This window comes from Streptomyces pseudoechinosporeus, from assembly GCF_054783935.1.
The window spans coordinates 1-19,325 of record NZ_BAAGPS010000030.1 but is presented as its reverse complement, the minus strand read 5'-3'; the positions used below and the strand labels follow the sequence as shown (position 1 = coordinate 19,325).

Here is a 19,325-nt window from a genome sequence, read left to right as displayed (position 1 = left end):
CTGTTGCCACGGCGTCGCCTCTGTCGCGGGCCGAAGAGTCGGGGAGCCGGGCGGCGCTTGGGATCAGGTGCGGCTGTCGGTGAGGTCTGCCAGAAGTGCGGTGATGACGCGGTCGGTGGAGGCGGCCATGTCGACGGAGTCGGGGGCGAGCAGCCACTGGATCTGGAGGCCGTCCATGACGGCGATGATCGCGTTGGCCGCGTCTTCGAAGTTCAAGTCGGCCCGGATTTCGCCGAGTTCGTGTGCTTCGGCGAGGGCCTCGGTGACGAAGGTGCGCAGCCCCGCGTAGCGGTCGCGGAAGTAGTCCTGGGCGGGGTGGCCTTCGGTGACGCTCTCCGCCGACAGAACGGCGTACAGGCGGACGATGCCTTCGCGTTCGGTGTTGCGGCGGGCGGTGTCGACAAGGTGGCGCAGGAAGGCCAGGCCCCGGGGGCGGTCGGGGCCGAGCTGTTCGATGTCGGTTTCGTCGCGCAGGGCGAGGACGCTGGTGAGCAGCTGGGCCTTGGAGCGGAAGTAGTGCAGGACGCCGGCCTGGGTGACTCCGGCGCGGTCGGCGATCTCCTGCAGGGAGGCGTTGTTGTAGCCGCGGTCGGCGAACGTGTCCGTGGCGATCTGGAGGATCTCCTGCCGTCGCTGCTGGGCTTTGAGGCTTTTCCCCCTGCGGGGCTGCCGCTCCCCGTTCGGCGTCTCGCTCATCGTGCGGAGTCTACGGGGCTGTCGATCAGTGGTCACGTCCACATCAAACCTGGGAAATAACTTACGCACAAGCACTTACTAAGTACTTAGTAAGTGTGCTTTCCTGCTCCTGTTCCGCCCACTTCGTGCCGCACCGCGGCCTGGAAGGACGAGCATGAGCCGCCCTGCCCTCCCCGATGACACCGAACTGTCCGACCGCATCCGGACCCTGGATCTCGAGTCCAAGGTCCGGCTGCTGACGGGCGCGAGCCTGTGGAGACTCCCGGCCGAGGCCCGCCTCGGACTGTCCGCGGTGACGATGTCGGACGGCCCGCAGGGAGTGCGGGGGACCGGCGACGACTCGGCCGAAACCGGCCTGCTGGCCCCGGCACCGAGCGCACTGGCGGCCACCTGGGACACCGAGCTCGCCGAGCGGCTGGGGACCCTGTTCGCGACGGAGGCGCGCCGCAAGGGCGTCGACGTCGTCCTGGGCCCGGTGGTCAATCTGCAGCGCACCCCGGTCGCCGGCCGGCACTTCGAGTACTTCTCCGAGGACCCGCTGCTCACCGGCACCCTGGCCGCCGCCCTCGTACGCGGACTGCAGAGCCGGGGCGTGAGCGCGTGCCTGAAGCACTTCGTGGCCAACGACTCCGAGACCGACCGCACCCGCTACCGCTCCCGGCTGGACGAGCGCACCCTGCGCGAGGTCTACCTGGCCCCGTTCGAGCAGGTCCTCGCCGAGGCCGAGCCCTGGAGCGTCATGGCCGCCTACTCAGGCGTCGACGACGGCACCGAGTCGGCGCCGATGACCGAGAACGCGCGACTGCTGCGCGAGGTGCTGAAGGAGGAGTGGGGTTTCTCCGGGCCTGTGGTCAGCGACTGGGCCGCCACCCGCTCGACCGTGGCCTCCGCCGTTGGCGGCCTTGACCTGGTGATGCCCGGACCTGACCCCCTGTGGGGCGAGCCTCTTGTGGAGGCCGTGCGCGCGGGCGAGGTGGACGAGCGGCTCATCGACGACAAGGTGCTGCGGCTGCTGCGCCTGGCCCGGCACACCGGCCGGCTCGGCGAACCCGGACAGAACCCCCAGCCGCCTGCCGCCCCTACGGGGCCGGGGGAGGAGGAGTTCCGTCTCCTGCGCGAGGTCACGGCCCGCGGCATGGTGCTGCTCCGCAATGAGGGGGACCTGCTGCCGCTGGCACCGGAAGCCGGCCGCGACCAGGCGGATCTGCTTCCGCCGGCGCCGGAAGGCATCCGCAGCGTCGCGCTGATCGGCCCCAATGCCGTGACCCCGTACCTCCAGGGCGGCGGCAGCGCCTACGTCCCGGCGGTGCGCACGGTGTCGTACGAGGACGGGCTGCGCGCCGCACTCCCCGAAGACGTACACCTGTCCGTGCACCGTGGCGGAGACTCCCGCCTGCGCCCGCCGTACCTCACCGACGCGCTGATCATCGACCCCGGCACCGGTGCCGCCGGCGTGCGAGCCGACCACCTCGACGCCGACGGCAACCGCATCGGCGGCGAGACAAGCCTCTCCGGTGACTGGAGCGGGTACCGCGACTTCGGGCCCGAGACGCACCGTGTGGTGCTGCGCACCGTGCTGACCCTCACCGAGCCGGGGACGCACCGCCTGGAGATCGGGTGCGTCGGCCGCTACGCGGTGACCGTGGACGGCGAGGAGGTCTTCTCCGGGGACGACGACCGGGGTGTGGAGCTGATCTTGGACTCCACGCACAGCAACCCGCCGCTGCGGGGCATCGACCTGGAGGTGGGGCCGCAGCCGCGCCGGATCGCTCTCGGGCTCGACCTCACGGTGGTCGAGCCCGGCGGCTACGACCGCTTCGTCACCGCCCAGTTGCGCCACGCCCCGCCCGGGTGCACGCCGTACGAGGAGATCGCCGAGGCCGCCACAGCGGCCCAGGCAGCCGATGTGGCCGTGGTCGTCGTCGGCACCAACGAAGAGGTGGAGTCCGAGGGTTGGGACCGCACCGCCCTCGACCTGCCCGGCCACCAGAACGACCTGGTCCGCAAGGTGCTCGCCGCCAACCCGCGCACGATCGTCGTCGTCAACGCCGGCGCCCCCGTGCTGCTGCCCTGGGCCGACGAGGCACCCGCCCTGCTGTGGGCGTGGCTGCCGGGCCAGGAAGCCGGGCACGCCCTGGCCGACGTCCTGCTGGGCCGCATCGAGCCGTCCGGCCGACTGCCGTGGACGCTGCCCGCCCGGGCGGAGGACGTCCCCGTCCCCGACGCCGTGCCCCGCGACGGCATCGTGGACTACAGCGAAGGCGTGCACATCGGCCACCGGGCCTGGGACAAGGGCGGCCTCGCCCCGGCCTTCTCCTTCGGCCACGGGCTCGGCTGGTCCCGCTGGACGTACGAGTCCGTGGCCGTCTCACAGTCGTCCGTCTCCGCCGTTCTGCCCAGCCCCGCAGGCGGAGACGGGCTCAACCTGACCGTGGACTTGACCAACACCGGCCCCCGGGCCGGTCGTGAGGTCGTCCAGGTCTATCTGGAGCCGCCGCGGGACGGCATCGACCGGCCGGTGCGCCTGCTCGCCGGCTTCGCCACCGTCCAGGCGGCGGCAGGCAGCCGCACTATCGCCGACCTGCACGTGCCGGCCCGCGCCTTCCAGATCTGGGACACGGCCACAGGACGTTGGCGTACCCCGCCCGGCCGCTACCGGCTGCACGTCGGACGCTCCAGCCGTGATCTGCGCCTCATGGCCGAGGTGACCGTCGACGACGGCGGGTTCCACGCCGCAGGCTGACCCACCCGGCAGTACCGATTACCCCCTTTGTCGCCACCCCCTTCTTCTTCACCCTCGTTCGACCGCAAGGAGCCGCACCATGCGAACCACCCGTCCCACCACCAGAACCGTCCAGATAGCCTGCGCCACCGTCGCGGCCGCCCTGCTGGCCACCGGCTGCGGCCGCAGCGACGACTCCGCGAACGCCGATGCCCCGGCGAAGGTCAGCAGCGGCAAGGCCAAGGGCAAGCTCGTCATGTGGTCCATGGGCGACAAGGCCGACAAGGACCTGGAGAGCCTGGCGAAGAAGTTCGAGCAGGCGAACCCGGACGTGTCGGTCCAGATCACCGCGGTGCCGTGGGACGCCGCGCACGAGAAGCTCACCACTTCGATCGCCGGCGGCAACACCCCGGACATGTCGCTGATCGGCTCCACCTGGATGGCCGAGCTGGCCGCCATGAACGGCTTCCAGGCCACCCCGGCCTCGTTCAAGGAGTCCGCGTTCTTCCCCGGCCAGTGGGACACCACGAAGTACAAGGACATCTCCTACGGTGTCCCGTTCATCGCCGACACCTCGGTGATCTACTACCGGACCGACATCATCACGAAGGCCGGCATCACGGGCGCCCCGGCCAGTGACTGGGACGGCTACCTGAAGGACCTGAAGGCCATCCAGGACACCGCGGGCAAGCAGAGCCCCAAGCTGCGCCACGCCACCCAGCTGCAGACCGGCTTCAACTCCTGGCTGTTCTGGCTGCCGATGGTGTGGCAGCAGGGCGGTGACATCTACGACGCCGAGACCAAGAAGTTCACCTTCGACTCGCCCGCGGCCACCAAGGCCCTGGAGTACTACAGCGGCATGTTCGAGGACGGTCTGACGCCCAATGACAAGACCGACGCCCGCCAGAACATCCAGAACGGGCTGATCGGCACCGTGCAGCAGGGCGCCAGCACCGGCGGTGACCTTCACAAGAACGCCCCCGAGCTGGACAGCAAGTGGAAGACCATGCCGCTGCCGCAGGGCACGCAGTCCGCAGGGCTGGCCGGAGGCAGTGACCTGGCGGTGTTCAAGGAGGCCAAGAACGCGGACGCGGCGTGGAAGTTCGTCCAGTTCCTCACCGAGCCGAAGAACCTGGCCGCGTACGCGGACACCTCCGGCAACCTGCCCGCCGCCGTCCAGTCCTGGTCGGAGGGCGAGCTGAGCCAGAACACCAAGATGGCGGCCTTCGAAGCCCAGCTGAAGGTCACCAAGGCCCCGCCGGCCATCACGACCTGGCAGCAGATCGCCGACGCGATCGACAGCGAGCTGGAGAAGCTCGCCTACGGCAAGGCCAGCGTCGCCGAGACACAGAAGACCCTGCAGTCCAAGGCCACCAGCATCGGCACCGGCCGCTGAAGCGCCGCCGCCCGCATCCCTCGTACGGACGGATGACCACCATGCCCACGAGCACCATCCCCGGGCAGGGCACCAAGGAGCGCGACGCCGCCGACGAACAGCCAGCGGTACGTCGCCTCTCCTCGCCGCGGCGCACCGCGCGGGGTCGCCAGACCCGCGCCGCCTGGACCCTCGCCGCCCCGTTCCTCGCCCTGTTCCTCTCCTTCATGCTGCTGCCGGTCGTCTGGTCGACGCTGATGAGCCTGACCGACACCAAGAGCGCCGACCTGCGCACCCCGCTGAACGTCTCGTTCACCGGCTTCGACAACTACGTACGCCTCTTCCAGGACCCGCAGTTCTTCACCGCTCTGCGCAACACAGCCGTGTTCGTGCTGGCAGCTCTGCCCCTGACCCTGGCCGCCGGGCTCGCCGCGGCGGTCGCCCTCGACCGCGGCATCCGCCGCTTCCGCGCCGTCTTCCGGGTCGGCTTCTACCTGCCGGTGATCACCAGCATCGTGGCCGTCGCCGTGGTCTGGAAGACCCTCCTCGAACCACGGGTGGGCCTGGTGAACACCGTCCTCGCCTGGTTCGGGATCGACGGCCCGGCCTGGCTGGCCGACACTCGCTTCGCCCTGCCCGTCATGATCCTGATGGCTGTGTGGCGCAACCTCGGCACCGTCATGATCATCATGCTCGCGGGCCTGCAGTCCGTGCCCCAGTCCCTGATGGAGGCGGCCGAACTCGACGGGGCCGGCGCCTGGCAGCGGTTTTGGCGGGTCACCTTCCCGCTCCTGCGCCCCGCCCTGCTGCTCACCTCCGTCACCACCGGCATCGGCTATCTGCAGTTCTTCGACGAGCCGTTCGTCATGACCGACGGCGGACCGCTGGACTCCACCCTGTCGACCACGCTGTACGCCTACAAACAGTTCGGCAACGGCAACTACGACATGGCATCGGCGGCCGGCTACGTCGTCTTCGTCCTGATCATCGCTCTCACCGTGCTGCAGTTCCGCGTGCTGCGCGACAAGGACTGATGCCCCATGACCACCGTCACCTCCGCCCCCACGCCGTCATCGGCCACGGACAACGTCCTACGACGCCGCCACGTCCGGCAGAAGTGGGGCCAGCCCTGGCTCTACCTGCCGCTCACCGGCCTGCTGCTGCTCATGGTCACACCGTTCCTGTGGATGCTGTCCGGGTCGTTCAAGCCCGAGGCCGACATCCGCAAGATCCCGCCCGACCTGATCCCCACCAGCCCCACGCTCGCCAACTACCGGGAGCTGCTCGGCACGTTGGACTTCACGGGCATGTTCGCCAACTCCGTGATCGTGGCCCTGGCCGTCACCGCGGGCAACCTGATCTTCTGCTCGATGCTCGGATACGCCCTGGCCAAGCTGGAGTTCCGCGGACAGCGCGCCGTCTTCACCCTGGTCATCGCGACCCTCATGGTCCCCGGCCTGGTCACCTTCGTACCGCTGTACGTACTGGTGGCCAACATGAACCTGACCGGCTCCCTGCTCGGGCTGATCCTGCCCTTCCTGGCCACCCCGTTCGGGGTGTTCCTGATGCGGCAGTTCATCTCCACCCTGCCCGACGAACTGATCGACGCTGCCCGCGTCGACGGCTGCAGCGAACTGGCCATCTTCTGGAAGATCATCCTGCCGCTGACCAGACCGGCCCTCGCCACCCTCGCGATCATCACCTTCCTCGGCTCCTGGAACAACTTCCTGTGGCCCCTGGTCGTGGCCCAGAACGAGAGCCAGTACACCCTCCCCGTCGGCCTCGCCCTGGCCAGCAGCGGACAGGACTTCACCCGCTTCGGCATCCTCCTCGCCGGCTCCGTCGTCGTCCTGCTCCCGGTGACCATCGTCTTCCTCCTCTTCCAGCGCCACTTCGTCGCCGGCATTGCCACCACCGGCCTGAAGTAGGCCCCAGCTCCGGCGCCCTTCCTCGGCCCCCACGCGCCGGCTTCGTACCACCGCCGTCATGCACACGCGTCGTGCATGGCAGTCATGCACGCAAGGAGCCGCACCATGAGAACCACCACCCGGCAATGGCGCCGGACCGCCCTGGCAGCCGCCGCGACCCTTCTGCTGGCCACGCTCCCCGTCCTTCCGGCAGCCACCTCGGCGTTGGCCGGCACCGCGCCCGCCAAGGCGTCGGTCTGGCTCACCGACCTGTCCACCGACACTCACCTGGCCAAGCAGCCGTCCGTGACATGGAAGACCGGCCCCGCACCGTCCGGCTCATCCGGTTCGACCATCACCGTGGACACCACCCGCAAGTACCAGCCGATGACCGGCTTCGGTGCCTCGTTCACCGACTCCTCCGCCTGGCTGGTCGGCACCAAGCTCGACAAGACACAGCGCGCCGCGCTGATGCGCGACCTCTTCAGCCGCCGCGACGGCATCGGCCTGAACGTCCTGCGCCAGCCCATGGGCGCCAGCGACTTCACCGTGAGCGGCAACTACTCCTACGACGACATGCCCGCCGGCCGGAGTGACCCCGAGCTCGCGCACTTCACCGTCGACCACGACCGCTCGTACACCATCCCCCTGCTGAAGCAGGCCCGCAGACTCAACCCGCAGTTGGCCGTCATGGCCACCCCGTGGAGCCCGCCGGGCTGGATGAAGACCAGCGATTCGATGATCGGCGGCCGGCTGCGGGCTGACGCCTACCAGCCGTACGCCGACTACTTCGCGAAGTTCCTCAAGGCGTACGCGGCGGCCGGTGTCCCGGTCCGCTACGTCACCCCGCAGAACGAGCCGCTGCACGAACCGGCGACCTACCCGGGTATGTACCTGCCCGCCGACCAGCAGAAGACCTTCATCACCCGCTACCTCGCCCCGACCCTGAAGAAGCAGGGCCTGTCCACCGGCATCCTGGGCTACGACCACAACTGGGACGTCACCAGCTACCCCGAGTCCCTGTACGCCGACCCCGCCACCGCCAAGAACGTCGCCGGTACGGCCTGGCACTGCTACGGCGGTGACGTGCTGGCCCAGAGCGTCGTCCACAACGACTACCCCAACAAGCCCGCCTTCCAGACCGAGTGCTCCGGCGGCAACTGGGAGGGCGACGCGCAGGCCGGCTTCGCCGGCGCGATGGACAACGTCATCAACGGCCCCCGGAACTGGGCCCAGAGCATCGTCCGCTGGAACATCGCCCTGGACGCCGACGGCGGCCCCAGGAACAACGGATGCGAAGGCTGCCGCCCGGTGGTGACCGTCTCCCAGAACGCCGACGGCAAGTGGACGTACACGCCCACGGCCGACTACTGGGGACTCGCCCAGGCCAGCAAGTTCGTCCAGCCCGGCGCCCGCCGGGTCGCCTCCAACACCTTCGGCAAGGGCAGCCTCGAGAACGTCGCGTTCACCAACCCCGACGGCTCCACCGCACTGGTCACCTTCAACTCCGGCAGCACGGCACGCATCTTCAGCGTGGGCTGGGGCGACCGCCACTTCACCTACACCCTGGCCGCGGGAGCAGCCGCGACCTTCACCTGGACCGGCAACCAGCACGGCACCACCGACCCGGCCGCCATCGGCTCCATCGACATCCCCTTCCGTAACCCTGACGGCAGTAAGGCACTGATCAGCTACGACAGCAAGTTGCTCACCCAGCAGCCCCAGGTACGCATCGGCGACCAGTGGCTCGGCTACACCCTGCCCACCGGCGCCTCCCTCACCCCGCCCACCAGCGAGGCGGCCCTACCCCGCGACAACTGGCAGGCAACAGCCTCGTCCAGCAGCTCGGACGACCCGCCGTCCAAGGCCATCGACGGCGACGCGGCCACCCGGTGGAGCCTGGGACACGGCATGCAGTCCGGCGACTGGTTCCAGGTCGACCTCGGCTCGACCCAGACCTTCGACCAGCTCGTCCTGGACACCAGCGCCTCGGCCGGCGACTTCGCCCGCCAGTACGAGGTGTACACCTCCGACGACGGCACCACCTGGGGCAAGCCGATCGCTACCGGCCCTGGCAGTACCGTGAGCCGGATCCTGCTGCCCACCACCACCGCTCGCTACATCCGGGTGGTCAACAAGTCCAGCTCCGGCAGTTGGTGGTCCATCCACGACCTGTCCGTCCTCGCCCCCGACGGCAAGGCCACTTCGAACGCGAGCGTGACCAAGGGGGTTCAGCGCAAGAGTGCTGAACTGTCCGACGGCACTCGGCTGTCGGTGACGTACAACTCCGGCAGCGGCACTGCCGCGTTCGACGTCCCATGGGGCGATACGACGTACAGCTACCGACTGCCCGCTGGCGCCGCCGCGATCCTCACCACACGGCCCGCCTGAAGCACGATCAGAACGCCTGCCAACAGCCGTGGGCCCGCACGGTGAAGCAACCCGTGTCGGGCCCATCCGGCCGCACGAATCTCCGGACGGGCCCCGCCGCAGAGCCTGCGGGTGTGGGGCCTCTGTGCGTTGGAAGGGGAATCCGCTGCGGGCGGGTTCGAGATCCCCCTCCGGGCTGGCGCGATCGCCGCGCAGCCCCGGACCATTTTTGCTGTGCGACGGAGTTGGGGACGCATTGGGGACACAAGGACAGGAACAGACCGACAAAGACGAAGGGATGCCGACACAGCTCACCCCTTCTGACCAGCGAAAACGTCACGGATCGGCGTTGATCGACAAGGGCCGCCAAGATCCCGAATAGACTCATAATCCGTCGGCCGTGGGTTCGAGTCCCACCCGCCCCACTAGAAACGTGTCCTGACCTGCGGAAACGTTCCTCGTGAGGTGTCGGAGCGTCAACTCTGGCTCATCGGACTGAATCCGCTGCTCGTTAGTTCGGCCATGGCTCCATGTGCTGCGGTATGTGCTTCGATGACCTGCGCGGATGCGGCGGATCCTTGGTCGATGCGGACCTCAGTAGGCGGCCCGCCCGACCGGAAGCGCAGGAATTGGGGACGCTGTGGGGACGCGGGGTGCGGGACGGCCGCATGGGTACCCGTCACCTCCATGCCGCTGCAACTGTGGCTTGCGTGGTCGAGGAAGCTGGAGAGTCGACGCCCGAGACCATCACCGGAGGGGAGGGAAGTCGGCTATGTGTGGGGCTGGAAAGGGACGTCCCAATTCGGTGCCTGCTGCGCAGTCAGGCATCTGCAGCGCCGCCCGGCTTGCCACGTTCCGGCAGGGACGGTGGGGCTCCAGGCTCCATGGCGCAGTTCGCCGTTGTAGCGCGCCCGTGGCTGCAGAAGCGCGGCGATCTTACCGTCGTAGTGGATGAGGTCTCGGCGTCGCCTGAACCCACACCAGCCGTTGCTGACAGTTTTCCGCATGGCACGAAGGCCGTGGGATGAGTCTGCAGGGCCGAACTCGACGATCTCCGGCTAACCGCCTTCCTCTGCCAGGCGGCCTTTGGTCGGGGCAGTGCTGCGACTCTGAAGAGCGGTCCCTGTCATCCCGCCCACAAAGAATGGCGCGGGGCGCCACACCGCAGTTGGGCGGCACGGTCTCCACGTCTTGGGAGTCGAAGACGCAGGGCGCACAGACGCGTAGGAAAGCGCAGGCCAGCCCTTCTGTCGCGCTGCCGGGTGGAGAGCAGAGGCTCGGCGTGCGGGAGGGAGCCGCCAGGCGCACTGAAACCATGAACGGGAACGTCCCACCGCGCCACCCGATTGGGGGAAGGACGGGAACCAGCCGTCCAAGCCTTCCGGTAAGTCGAGGAAGGGCCTGCTCACCCATGCCGCCGCGGCCGTAGGCGGACTGGTCGTCGGCGTCCTGATCGGCGTGGCGGGATCAGGGGGCGACGACACGGCCGCGCCCGCACCGACAGCCACCGTCACCAGGACCGCCACTGCAACGGCCACCGAGATGGCTACCGAGACTGCGACCCCCAGCCCCCAGGAGACCGAGGCCGAAGGCCCGGCTTCGAGAATCCCTGCCAGCACGCGCACCGGGCACGACGGCCAGCCCACGTCTGGCGAGCAGGGGCAGACCCGTCACGGGGGGAACCAGCCTGCCCCTGCACGCTGGAGCCCGCTGCCCCCTCCACAGAGGGCGGGCCCCTTGACCCTCATGATCGGGTCGCTTCCTACAGCGGACTGTGGCTCCGATGTGTCACACGTGACCGTGTTAGGCGGCCATACGGCCGTGTGGAGGCGGTTACGGCTTGGCGGCCTTGGCCTTCTTCTTGGCCTTCTTCGCCTTCTCCTCGGCTTTCGTGGCCTTCTTGGCCTTGCCCTGCTTCTTTAGCTTCGGAGGGCCCCCAGCTCGTGTCGCCGTATTGGGCCGGCCACGCGGGATGGGAGGGCCCCGTCTCTTCCGTGCAGTCTGCGGAAAGGCGCGCGTCGGCCTCTGGGGGCCCGGCGAGCCGTGGGGAGGCGTCCGGTGTTTTGGAGGGAAGGGGAAGGCCGGACGGTGATGTGGCCTCGTCGGCGGATGCTTCCGGCGCAGTGGTGGTGCGGTCGGTGGGCTTTGGGGTGGCAGAGCGGTGCGGGTGCTCGCCGCCGGCGGGTACTTGGAGGTGCGGCTGGGCACGGACCGGGACCTGTAGCGGGCCCAGGTCTTGTTCCGCCTCGCGCTGAGCGCCCTTGCGGTGCCGGGGCTGGTCAGAGGGTGACGCGGATCTTGGATTGCTTGTGGGGAAGCTGATCCCAGTCCTCCATCACGCGGGCGGTGAGTCCGTGGGCCTTGGCGCGAGCGATGAGAGTGTCGGAGCGGTAGTAGAAGTCCTCGCGCAGGACGTGGTGCTCCGTGCCGTCGGTGCGGTTGTAGGTGAAGTCGAAGAAGGCATTCGGCGCCATGACGCGGCCGATGTGCGCCAGGCATTCGTCGATGACCTCGAGGGGGCTGTGGGAGAACACGCTGTGGGCGTGCACCACCGTGAAATACGCGTCGGGCAGGGCGGCCAGTCGCAGGTCGCGGACCAGGCCCAGATGGGGGAGCTTGCCCTGGAGTTCCCGTTCGGCGAGGGTGTCCCGGGCCGCGAGGAGGATCTCGGGGGAGATGTCGATGCCGTAGTAGTGGCCGGCATCCAAGTAATCGATGAAGCGCCAGCCGGCCCGCAGGTTGCCGCAGCCGATCTCCAGCATCCGGTCCTCGGAGCTGAGTCCGTGCCGGGTCAGGTAGTCGAACTGCATCTGGCCAAGCGCCAGCCACCGCTCGTGGGAGGCGCTGCCGACGGCGGCCGCGGGGCTGGCGGCGGTGTCGGCCTTCATCACCGCCCGGTAGTAGGCCACGTGGTCGCGGGTGGTCAGCCGCAGCCTGTAGTCACGGGCGAGGCGACGCAGATGGGGCCGTACGCGGCCGGGGTTCCGCAGGGCATAGCGGATCTTATGAGTAAGGCTGGCGCGGTTGACGCGGGTGCGCGCCGGGCCGGTGGGCTCGGTCATCGCGGGGCCTCCTTCTCGTCTGCACACCCAACGACAATGGGGGCAGAAAGGCCCGGTAGGTCCCCCAGCCGGGCGCGTGCGGCAGCGGCGCGGCCTGCCAGGAGCGGGCGTAGCGGGGTGGATCGTGACGGTCAGACACGATGATCGGCATCACGGCGCGCTGCGGCCGTGATGCTGGCGGGGGTGCGGGGCGTCGGCTGACGGGATCTTCCCCAGCTGCGCGGTGTACTCGCGGAACTCGTGCCGGATGCCTGATCTCTGCGTTCATCGTGCATACCTGTACTGCGTGCGGGAGGCTGTGTCAGCGGCTCGCCCGGCGCGCCTCCCCCGTCGTTCCGGGCGGGCCGTGTGCCGCAGGTGATCGTTCCGCGCCCCTGGAGTGAGCCGGGGCGGGTTCTGGTGCCGTGGCCTGGGCCGCTCCGATGGACTTAGGGTCTCTGTGTGAAGGCCTTCGCGCGGGAGGAGCAGCGGCGCGATCTGGCCGGTGTCGTGTACGTGCCTGCCGCACAGGATCCTGACCGGCTCGGAGCGGCGCTGCGCGCCGAGAAGGCGCTCGTCGCGCTGAAGGTGCGCTACAGCGGATCCGACCCGGAGCGGGCTCCCTGGCTCGTTGCCGCGCGCCCTTTCCCGCTCGGGCCCGATCTGACACGGCAGCTCGAACAGCTCGGTGCCGCCGTCTTCGCGCTGTGCGACACGGCGCAGGACCTGTACGCGGAGGGGGAGCCGCATGTCCGGGCCGCGCTGGACATCGGTGTGCCCGAGGACCTGCGCGGTCGCGAGCTGGGCCGTCGCATCGAGCTGTTCCGGCTTGACGTCGTCGTGAGCCAGGGCATTCCGCGGGTGACCGAGATCGAGGAGGCCTTCGGCAACGTCGGAAAGATGCACGCGTTCGAGCGGGCGTACGGCGTGAATGCCGGCGACCTGTTCCGGGCCTTTCACCGGCGCGGAATCGAACGGATCTGGATGGACGACCAGTACCCCACATACCGGCCGGAGAACGAGCTCGCCGCCCGCCGCATGCGGGAACAGTTCGGCCGCCCGGTGGATGTGGAGTTCTTCTCCTGCTTCCGCGACGACGGGCGCAGGGGCTGGCGCTTCTGCTACGTCAAGGAGTTGCGGCAATACGAGGAGCGGCTCCGCCGGGAGATCTTCGCGGCGGCGGAGCGGCTGATCAACCCGCTCTTCCACGGCTACGGCACCAAGGCGCTGCTCTCGCTCGTCTGGGACCCGGTCCTGGAGTCCCGGATCGCCGGGCGGCTCGGCGCCCGGACCATGACCGTGCTCCGCAGGGGCGTCCCACGGTCGCAGGTGCTGCCGGCCCGTCCCGACCCGGCGCTTGTGGAGAAGCTCAGGGCGTGCGGCCGCGAGAAGGTGCTGAAGGTGATCGACTCCGACACCTCCGAGTTCACCTGGGGAAGCCGGGGAGTCTTCTTCGGCGACCACTCGGCCAGTAGCTGGCGCCGCGCGCTGGACGCGGCCGCCGCCGGCCACGTCCCGGGTCGCCCGGAGGCCACCGGCTCCCGTTTCGTGATCAGTGACCTGGTCGACAGCGATCGGTTCGACGTCGAGTTCCTCCACCCGCAGAGCAGGCAGCTGTGCCTGCTGCCGAGGGCACGTATCCGCCTGACTCCGATCTACGCCCGCGAGGGGCACGGCAGCGAACTCCTGGGCGGCCACGCCACGTTCGTCAACACCAGCCGCAAGGTCCACCTGGGCCATCACGCCGTCTGCACACCCTTCGTCCCGTCCTTCACCCAGGCCTGACCATGCCGCCGGGCGCCTGTTCTCAACCCCGAGGGCCCGGGCAGTCTGCTGGTCGAACGGAAGAAGGACGCGGTCTTTCACACGCGCCGTGCTGGAGGTGCTCGGCAAGGCGACGGCGGGCAGGTGGTGTCCAAGGCCCCAGAACCCCGCGAGGTTCCGGCCCTTGTGGCCGACAGCCAGGGCCGGATGCCGCATGACGCATGAGACCCGCTTGGGGCCGGCAACGGGGGGCTGGTCCGGTGCTGAGTGACCTCCGCAAGGTGGCCGAGAACACGCCACCGGAGCGTGATCGGTACATCGACCTGCTGCGAGCCGTGGCGATCACGATGGTCGTGCTCGGCCACTGGCTGGTCGTCGCCGTGACCTACGACGAGATCGAGGGTCTCAGTGGATTCAGCGCGCTGGTGGCCATGCCGTGGAGCCACCCGCTGACCTGGCTTTTCCAAGTCATGCCGCTGTTCTTCCTGGTGGGCGGTTACGCGAACGGAGCATCGCTTCTGGCCCACCGGCGGCGCGGAGGTGACGTCGCCGGCTGGCTGCTCACCCGCAGCGGCCGCCTGCTGGGCCCCACGACGGTGTTCCTCGTCGCCCTGACGGGGTCCGCGCTGCTCGCCCGCCTCCTCGGCGCGGACCCCCAACTCGTGGGCACCGCCGTCTGGTTGGTCTCACTCCCGCTGTGGTTCCTCACCGCTTACGTCGCCGTGGTGGTCCTCACCCCGGTGCTGTACCCACTGCATCAGCGGGTCGGGAGGATCCTGCCGGCCATCCTGGTCACAGCGGTGGCGGCAGCCGACATAGCCAGGTTCCTGCTCGGACTGCCCTACGCCGCCGCCAACTACCTGCTCGTGTGGCTGGCCGTCTACCAGATCGGCTTCGCCTGGCGCGACGGCAGGCTCACCGACCGCCGACGGCTGGCACAGGCGGTGACGGCGGGCGGCCTCCTCTCGCTCGTGCTGCTCACCGCGGTGGGACGGTATCCGGTCAGCATGGTCACCGTCCCCGGCGAACAGGTGCAGAACACCGCACCGCCCACCCTTGCCCTGCTCGCGCTCGCGGCAACCCAGATCGGCCTCGCGCTCCTGCTGCGCCCACGCGCCGATCGCTGGCTGGACAGGCGCCGCCCATGGCTCATGGTGGTGGCCGTCAACAGCGTGGTCCTGACGGTGTTTCTGTGGCACATGGCCGCTGTCGTGCTGGCCGCCGTCGCGCTCTATCCCCCAGGGCTGATGCCCCAACCGCCGGTGGGCTCAGCCGACTGGTTCCTGTGGCGACTGCCCTGGCTGGCATGCCTGCTCCTCCTGCTCACGGTACTCGTGGCCATCTTCGGCCGGGCAGAACGACGTAGCCGCCGACCAGACCACGATGCGGCACACCGCGACGTCCGATGGGGCGGAAAGGCCGTACGCCTGGTGCTGACGTACGCCGCGCTGGCCACGGTTCTTGTCGGGCTCCTCGTCATCACAACGGCAGGCCGCGCAGACCACGGCCCCCTCGGCCTGCCCAGCGGGGCACTACTGGCCTACCTGCTGGGCACCGCCGTCTTGTGGCTCCTCCCACCGCGCCGGCCGCGACAGCCGTCCCCCTCATGACCCGCCGCCTCACTCACGAGGGCAGGGCAGCGGGCGTCCCACGGCTCCTCAGGTAGCCGCCACCCGCTGTACTACTCCGCCAGTGGCACACCGCTGTCCCGTGACGTCGAACGTTGAGCGCGTGCCATCGGAGTTTGAGTGGAAGGGCACGGGGCGCGCTGCCGAGTTCTGTACACCGGGCCGCTCACCGAGGCCGTGCGCCAGCATGTGCGCGATCATCGGTCATTGGTGCGAGCCGAGCCCCGTGGGCGGATGCAGACCGTTCTCGGGAATTCCTGGCGCCTCACTGGGCAGGCTGTTCGGCTGCCCTTCGGCGTGGCCATGGCCGTCCCGGGCGCCGTGTTCCGGGGCCGGGGGCCGGCAACGGAGCACTAGCTGCTGAAGAACGCCGAGGACGAGTACGCGGTCACCGCGTTCGTCGTGGCCATCTGCCCGACCGCCGAGCGCATGCCGGGTGCAGGCCGGCTCCAGAGCGCACCGGAGGGAGCCCTCATCACGGAGAACGAGTTGCCGATCCCCGATTGCCGCAGGCTCAGCACCAGGATGATCCTCGGCCGGCTCCCGCACCTGGCCCAGACGGACCTGGCCACGGTCGGCGCCTATGAGCGCCGCCCACGCGGGCCGCTCCGCGCTCCTGAGCAGGGTCGCGGATCTGCTCGGGCCGGAGCCCTGGCCCGGCTACGACCGCCTGAACGAGGACGAGATCATCAAGCGGCTCGGTGACGGTGAATCGGGCCTGATCCGGCGGGTGCTGGACTACGAGCGTCGCCATCAGGCACGCTCCGCCATCCTCGCGGCCGCCGAACCAGCCCACGCCTGACCCGCCCGGGTCGGCGGGGCCACCCCTGGTGCCGCGCCCTGTTCAGGGCTGCCGTCGTACCCCGGGCTCACGCGGCAGGCCGCGGGGGCTCGGGGTACGACGGTGCTGGTACGTCCACAGCTGATCCACGAAGGTGAAGCCGAAGGACTCGAAGAGCCGACGGGCGGCCTGGCTGTCGGGGTGCGGGGCGTCGTTGACGACGAGGGCGACCTCGGTGGCGCCTTGCTCGGCCAGCAGGACCAGCGCCTGGCTGAGCAGCTTGCGGCCCAGGCCATGGCGGCGGCAGGTGGGCAGGGTCTCGATCCAGTAAACGGTCGCGGTGCGGTCGGGCCCTGGGCTGACCACGGCTTCCGCGACCGGCTCGGCGGACTCGCGGATGATCAGTCGGTGGCCCGGGGGGCAGTCGCAGGGGAAGACGTCGGCGACCAGCTTGGCGGGCGAGGGCTCGGCAGGCAGTGCGCAGTGCAGGTAGCAGCCCTGGCAGCGGCCGGTGAAGCCGCTCTGCAGCAGGGCGTCGTGGGTGGCGCCACGGTGCGTGCGGGGCAGGCCGCCCGGCCCCAGCGGACCTGGCGGAGCGCCGACAAATGCCTCGATCTGCGGGCAGTGGGCGAGGGCGCCGAGAGCGTGGCCGATCAAGGCACGCAGGGCAGGTGGGTCCTCGTGGGCATAAACCCAGCAGATCACCCCGGTGTGCACATCGGTCCAGGACAGGTACGCGATGATGCCGTGGGGGCAGTCCTCGGCATCGGCCAGGACCCTGATCTGCGGCCGAGCCGGTACTGCCCAGTGGGCTGGGCTGGCAGGGCCGCGCCGCGCGGCAGCCAGCCTCTCCGGGGTGCAGTGCGGCTGTCCCGGCAGCCGGTCGGCATCAATCAGTTCTCGCGCCCCCGGTTCATCCTCGGGGCGATACGGGCGCACCGTCGACCCGCTCTCGGGGCTGAATGAAAAGGCCATGCTGTCCGTCCGCACACGTGCTGACTTTCTTATCAGCTATCTGTCAGCGTCCTCCGCTTCGCCCTTACTGTCACGAGGGGCGGCGGCTGTGCCGTTGATGACGGGCCCGCCGCGCTGCGCGGAGGTGCCGTACAGGGAGCATGCGGGGAAAGTGGCCTGCTGGGCTGCGGTCAGCAGGGCGCGCACTTGGTCGATGACCGGCTTGTGCAGGGGCAGCGTCAGGTGGCCGACGCGGGGCACGAGAACGTTGCGAGCCTTGAGGTCGGGATGGTCGATACGGCCCTTGGCGGCGGGGATGACGGCCTCGTCCAGGTCGCTGTAGAAGGCGACGAACTGGGTGCGGCATCCCGCGGTCGGCTCGGCGAGCTCGGTCAGCAGCTCGCTTCCCGGCTGGAGCTGGCGCAGCAGCGGATGGGGCGGGGCCAGCAGAGCCGTTGCGGTCCCGCCGTGGGGCGTCGCCAGCGTGAGTACCAGCGGCACGTACGCGTCCCCGCCGAGCCGCTGCACATAGTAGCGGGCGACCAGTCCGCCCAGGCTGTACCCGATCACGACCGCGGGCCTCCCGCTGCGGGCACACGCCGACTCCACCTGGTCGCCCAGAGCCCGGGCTGCCGTGCGGATGTCCGGGCCGAACCCGTTCAAGGCGACCGGGATGAAGGGGCCCACGCCGCAGCCGCGCAGTCCGCGCTGCAGCGGCGAGACGACCGATGCCTCGTCGGCCAGTCCGTGCACCAACAGCACCGGGATCCCCGAATCGGCCAGCGGCGGTTCACCCGGGCCTGACGACCGCCTGGACATGGCGCGACCGAACTGCCCGGTCAGCTGCCCGACGCCCTCCGCAGCCATCTCGAGGGGGAGCCGGGCCAGGCGTGCCGCCGCCCTGCCTGCCTCGACACCGACACCGCGCACCGGTGACCGCCCCGGCACCGACAGCTGCGGCCTGATAGGAATGCCCGTAACCGTTCACCTTCCCTGCATGAACCCGCACTCGCCCTGCCCATCGGGGCATATTGGGCATATCGGCGTCTTTGAGTCAAGCCCGATGCGGGAAGCCAGGTCAGCATGGTCCCTCTGTGCTTTTGCCTCCTCCGGGAGTTCCCTCGTCCCACCACGTCGGCACGGCCCCGGAACCGCGCCCAGGGTCCTCGGCAGCGCCGGGATCACCGCGAAGGCACAGGCGGTGCTTTGGACCTACCGTGGTCGAAGAGGTGTCGGTGAGCCGAGCCGGGGTTGCGGAGGAGGCTGCGATGGAGGAGCACTTCGTCTGGGTGACGATGCGCCGCCTTCGGCCGGGTACCTTGGAGGAGTTCGAGAGGGCATGGCGCCCGGTGCCCTACCCGAAGGGGCTGCGCCGCGCCTTCGCGTATTGGTCCGAGGACGGGCAGGAGATCACCGGGGTGTCGTTCTGGGACTCCAAGGAAGCATGCGACTCCTGGCGGGCCTCCGAGCCGGAGGCGCAGCGGCGTGCGGCCATGGCCCCGTACGCCGTCGAGGAGCGGGAAGGCTTCTACCGGGGCCGTGAACTCGCCATCCCCCAGCGGTAGCCCGTGGGCGAGCGGAGGCGGTCCCAATCCCGCCGCGGTCTTGGTGCGCGTCTCCTCGCACGGAGGCCCACCGTCGTTCGCTGCCCCAGCAGCACCGGTATCACCAGGTGGCGTGACCGGTGCAGTGTTGTGTCCCAGCAGTTGGTGGAAGAGGGCGATGAAGGAGGGTTCTACCTGCGGTAGACCTGCTCCGCCTGCGGTCCTTTGCGCCCCTGGGTGACCTCGTATTCGACCCTGTCGCCCTCCCGCAGTTCCTTGAAACCGGCGCCCTGGATGGCGGAGTAGTGGACGAACACGTCCGGGCCGTCGTTGTCCGGTTGGATGAAGCCGAACCCCTTGTCGGCGTTGAACCACTTGACCGTGCCTGTTGCCATCAGTCCCATTCCTTGCCCTGGACATCCGGCTCCGCTGCAGCATCATCTCGGCGCAGGGACGCAGGACACGGCGCAGAGGCCCCGGCCGGGGGACACACCGACCGGGCTGCCTCGACGGCCCGGCCGCATCCGCCCCCTACCCTCGGCG

The 19,325-nt window shown here is 69.6% G+C and carries 15 protein-coding genes; 9 read left to right on the top strand and 6 right to left on the bottom strand.

Annotation, left to right across the window (positions count from 1 at the left end; genetic code table 11):
• Window positions 1-63 precede the first annotated feature (63 nt).
• The gene (locus ACYVO6_RS29105; RefSeq protein WP_461066273.1) at window positions 64-696 is read right to left on the bottom strand and encodes a TetR family transcriptional regulator; all 633 of its coding nucleotides are present in this window, start codon (window positions 694-696) and stop codon (window positions 64-66) included.
• Between the two features lie 154 nt (window positions 697-850).
• Here ACYVO6_RS29105 and ACYVO6_RS29100 point away from each other — a divergent pair, with 154 nt between their 5' ends.
• The 5 genes from ACYVO6_RS29100 (at window position 851) to ACYVO6_RS29080 (ending at window position 9,091) form a co-directional block, all read left to right on the top strand.
• The gene (locus ACYVO6_RS29100) at window positions 851-3,439 is read left to right on the top strand and encodes a beta-glucosidase (RefSeq protein WP_461066271.1); all 2,589 of its coding nucleotides are present in this window, start codon (window positions 851-853) and stop codon (window positions 3,437-3,439) included.
• A gap of 79 nt (window positions 3,440-3,518) precedes the next feature.
• Window positions 3,519-4,814 (top strand): extracellular solute-binding protein, encoded by a 1,296-nt coding sequence (locus tag ACYVO6_RS29095; protein ID WP_461066269.1) that lies wholly within the window; start codon window positions 3,519-3,521, stop codon window positions 4,812-4,814.
• A gap of 32 nt (window positions 4,815-4,846) precedes the next feature.
• On the top strand, window positions 4,847-5,827 hold the full coding sequence (locus ACYVO6_RS29090; protein ID WP_461066267.1) for a carbohydrate ABC transporter permease: 981 nt from the start codon (window positions 4,847-4,849) through the stop codon (window positions 5,825-5,827).
• A 6-nt stretch (window positions 5,828-5,833) separates the two neighbouring features.
• A complete protein-coding gene (locus tag ACYVO6_RS29085) occupies window positions 5,834-6,721 on the top strand; it encodes a carbohydrate ABC transporter permease (RefSeq protein WP_461066265.1) in 888 nt (295 codons plus the stop codon).
• Window positions 6,722-6,826: 105 nt separating this feature from the next.
• Window positions 6,827-9,091: a discoidin domain-containing protein gene (locus ACYVO6_RS29080; protein ID WP_461066263.1), complete on the top strand. Its 2,265-nt coding sequence runs from the start codon at window positions 6,827-6,829 to the stop codon at window positions 9,089-9,091.
• 2,258 nt (window positions 9,092-11,349) lie between these two features.
• On the opposite strand, the gene ACYVO6_RS29075 is transcribed toward ACYVO6_RS29080, so the two are convergent.
• Entirely contained in the window at window positions 11,350-12,132 is a 783-nt protein-coding gene (locus tag ACYVO6_RS29075; RefSeq protein ID WP_461066261.1) for a class I SAM-dependent methyltransferase, read from the bottom strand.
• A gap of 441 nt (window positions 12,133-12,573) precedes the next feature.
• Between ACYVO6_RS29075 and ACYVO6_RS29070 the strand changes: the two genes are divergently transcribed.
• The gene (locus ACYVO6_RS29070) at window positions 12,574-13,896 is read left to right on the top strand and encodes a hypothetical protein (RefSeq protein WP_461066259.1); all 1,323 of its coding nucleotides are present in this window, start codon (window positions 12,574-12,576) and stop codon (window positions 13,894-13,896) included.
• A gap of 239 nt (window positions 13,897-14,135) precedes the next feature.
• Window positions 14,136-15,485 carry an acyltransferase family protein gene (locus tag ACYVO6_RS29065; protein ID WP_461066257.1) on the top strand — a complete coding sequence of 450 codons (1,350 nt, stop codon included), beginning with the start codon at window positions 14,136-14,138 and terminating at the stop codon, window positions 15,483-15,485.
• A 371-nt stretch (window positions 15,486-15,856) separates the two neighbouring features.
• On the opposite strand, the gene ACYVO6_RS29060 is transcribed toward ACYVO6_RS29065, so the two are convergent.
• Entirely contained in the window at window positions 15,857-16,024 is a 168-nt protein-coding gene (locus tag ACYVO6_RS29060) for a hypothetical protein (RefSeq protein WP_461066255.1), read from the bottom strand.
• A 62-nt stretch (window positions 16,025-16,086) separates the two neighbouring features.
• On the opposite strand from ACYVO6_RS29060, the gene ACYVO6_RS29055 reads away from it, so the two are divergent.
• The gene (locus ACYVO6_RS29055; RefSeq protein WP_461066254.1) at window positions 16,087-16,305 is read left to right on the top strand and encodes a hypothetical protein; all 219 of its coding nucleotides are present in this window, start codon (window positions 16,087-16,089) and stop codon (window positions 16,303-16,305) included.
• A gap of 42 nt (window positions 16,306-16,347) precedes the next feature.
• On the opposite strand, the gene ACYVO6_RS29050 is transcribed toward ACYVO6_RS29055, so the two are convergent.
• The gene (locus ACYVO6_RS29050) at window positions 16,348-17,259 is read right to left on the bottom strand and encodes a GNAT family N-acetyltransferase (RefSeq protein ID WP_461066252.1); all 912 of its coding nucleotides are present in this window, start codon (window positions 17,257-17,259) and stop codon (window positions 16,348-16,350) included.
• Between the two features lie 36 nt (window positions 17,260-17,295).
• Window positions 17,296-18,168 (bottom strand): lipase, encoded by an 873-nt coding sequence (locus ACYVO6_RS29045; RefSeq protein ID WP_461066250.1) that lies wholly within the window; start codon window positions 18,166-18,168, stop codon window positions 17,296-17,298.
• 338 nt (window positions 18,169-18,506) lie between these two features.
• Between ACYVO6_RS29045 and ACYVO6_RS29040 the strand changes: the two genes are divergently transcribed.
• On the top strand, window positions 18,507-18,803 hold the full coding sequence (locus ACYVO6_RS29040) for a hypothetical protein (protein WP_352374707.1): 297 nt from the start codon (window positions 18,507-18,509) through the stop codon (window positions 18,801-18,803).
• A gap of 170 nt (window positions 18,804-18,973) precedes the next feature.
• On the opposite strand, the gene ACYVO6_RS29035 is transcribed toward ACYVO6_RS29040, so the two are convergent.
• Window positions 18,974-19,177 (bottom strand): cold-shock protein, encoded by a 204-nt coding sequence (locus ACYVO6_RS29035; protein WP_352374708.1) that lies wholly within the window; start codon window positions 19,175-19,177, stop codon window positions 18,974-18,976.
• Window positions 19,178-19,325 lie beyond the last annotated feature (148 nt).